This window comes from Acidovorax sp. KPB24-07 (assembly GCF_057543315.1).
In genome coordinates, this window is the sequence record NZ_BAAJYS010000535.1 from 1 (window position 1) to 1900 (window position 1900).

The following is a 1900-nucleotide window of genomic DNA, read 5'->3' on the forward strand; positions in this document are numbered from 1 at the left end:
GGCCATGGCCGGCGCCTGCTGCGCCAGCAAGGCGCCCGGCAGCAACAGCCACGCCGCCAGCGCGAGCCGGGCCAGCCCCGCGCGGGTCGTCATTGCGGGGCCGCGATGTTCTGGTCGATGGCGCCGAACAGGCTCTGGCCGGCCTTGTTCTTCATCTCGATGCGGATGGTGTCGCCGAATTTCATGAACTCGGTGGAGGGCTTGCCGTCCTGGATGGTCTCGATACAGCGCTTTTCGGCGATGCAGCTGTAGCCCTTGGGCCACTCGGTGCGGCCGTTCTGCTCCACGCCGCGGTTGCTGACCGTGCCGCTGCCGATGATGGAGCCCGCGCGCACGTTGCGCGTCTTGGCCACGTGGGCGATGAGCTGGCCGAAGTGGAAGGTCATCTCGGGGCCGGCATCGCACATGCCGACCTTGCGGCCGTTCCAGGTCGATTGCAGCGTGAGGTTCACGCGGCCCTGGTCCCAGGCGTCGCCCAGTTCGTCGAGCGTGATGGCGACCGGGCTGAACGCGGTGGCGGGCTTGGACTGGAAGAAGCCGAAACCCTTGGCCAGTTCGGCCGGGATGAGGTTGCGCAGCGAGACGTCGTTGGCCAGCATGACCAGGCGGATGCCGTCCAGCGCCTGCTCGGGCGTGGTGCCCATCTTCACGTCGCCGGTGACGACGGCGATCTCGGCCTCGAAGTCGATGCCCATGGCCTCGCTCGGCACGACCACGTCGTCGCGCGGGCCGATGAAGTCGTCGCTGCCGCCCTGGTACATCAGCGGGTCGGTGTAGAAGCTCTCGGGCACTTCGGAGTTGCGCGCTTTTCGCACCAGTTCGACGTGGTTGATGTAGGCGGAGCCGTCCGCCCACTGGTAGGCGCGCGGCAGCGGGGCCATGCACTGGGCGGGATCGAACGGAAACGCGTGCGGGGCGCGGCCGGCGTTGAGCTGGTCGTACAGGTCCTGCAGCTGGGGCGACAGGAAGCCCCAGTCGTCCAGCACCTGCTGCAGGCGGCTCGCGATGCCGGTCGCATAATGGGCCGTGCCCAGGTCGCGGGAGACGACGACCAGCTGGCCGTCGCGGGAACCATCTTTGTAGGTGGCGAGTTTCATGGGGCTCAGACCTCTTGTCTTCCAACGCACCGGCGGCGGGTGCCCGGCACGAATTACGAATGGTTAAATTGATTTAACTAAACAAAACTCTGGAAATTCTAGTGCAGATGGACAAGGAACGGGCAGGCATACAGTCGGTGGAAGTCGGCTTCGCCCTGCTGGAGGGGCTGACCCGGTCGCGTGGACCGCTGATGCTCAAGGACCTCGCGGCCACGGCCGGCATGAGCGCCGCCAAGGCGCACCGCTACCTCGTGAGCTTTCAGCGCCTGGGGCTGGTGGCGCAGGACCCGGGCACCGCGCGCTACGACCTGGGGCCGGCCGCGCTCAAGCTGGGCCTGGCCTCGCTCGCGCGGCTCGATGCGATGCGCCTGGCGCGCGAGCGCGTGCCCGCGCTGATGGACACCATCGGCCACACCCTGGCGCTGGCCGTGTGGGGCAACCGGGGCCCGACCATCGTGCACTGGGAGGAATCACCCCAGGCCGTGACCGCCAACCTGCGCCTGGGCGACGTCATGCCGCTGCTGGCCTCCGCCACCGGCCGCTGCTTTTGCGCCCATCTGCCGCGCGAGGCCACGGCCGCGCTGCTCCAGGAAGAGCTGGCCCACGCCGCCAAGCTGGGTCGCACCGATCTGCCCACCGACGCCGCCGCCGTCGACGCCCTGCTGGCCGAGGTGCGCGAGCGCGGCGCGGCCCGCGTGGTGGACACCCTGCTGCCGGGCATCGTCGCGTTCTGCGCCCCGGTGTTCGACGCCGACGGGCACCTGGCCCTGGGCATCACCACGCTGGGATCGGTCGCCACGTTC

At 69.1% G+C, this 1900-nt stretch carries 2 protein-coding genes; one reads left to right on the forward strand and one right to left on the reverse strand.

Translation table 11 applies throughout. The features are described 5' to 3' along the window. Positions 1 to 89 precede the first annotated feature (89 nt). A complete protein-coding gene (locus AC27IQ_RS23535; protein WP_272549346.1) occupies positions 90 to 1097 on the reverse strand; it encodes a fumarylacetoacetate hydrolase family protein in 1008 nt (335 codons plus the stop codon). A gap of 107 nt (positions 1098 to 1204) precedes the next feature. On the opposite strand from AC27IQ_RS23535, the gene AC27IQ_RS23540 reads away from it, so the two are divergent. Further along, the coding region (locus tag AC27IQ_RS23540) for an IclR family transcriptional regulator (RefSeq protein WP_487090999.1) at positions 1205 to 1900 on the forward strand (696 nt) is incomplete at its 3' end.

Excerpts from the sequence above, each read along its gene's own strand:
- AC27IQ_RS23535 (WP_272549346.1), bottom strand. The coding sequence starts at position 1,097 with ATGAAACTCGCCACCTACAAAGATGGTTCCCGCGACGGCCAGCTGGTC.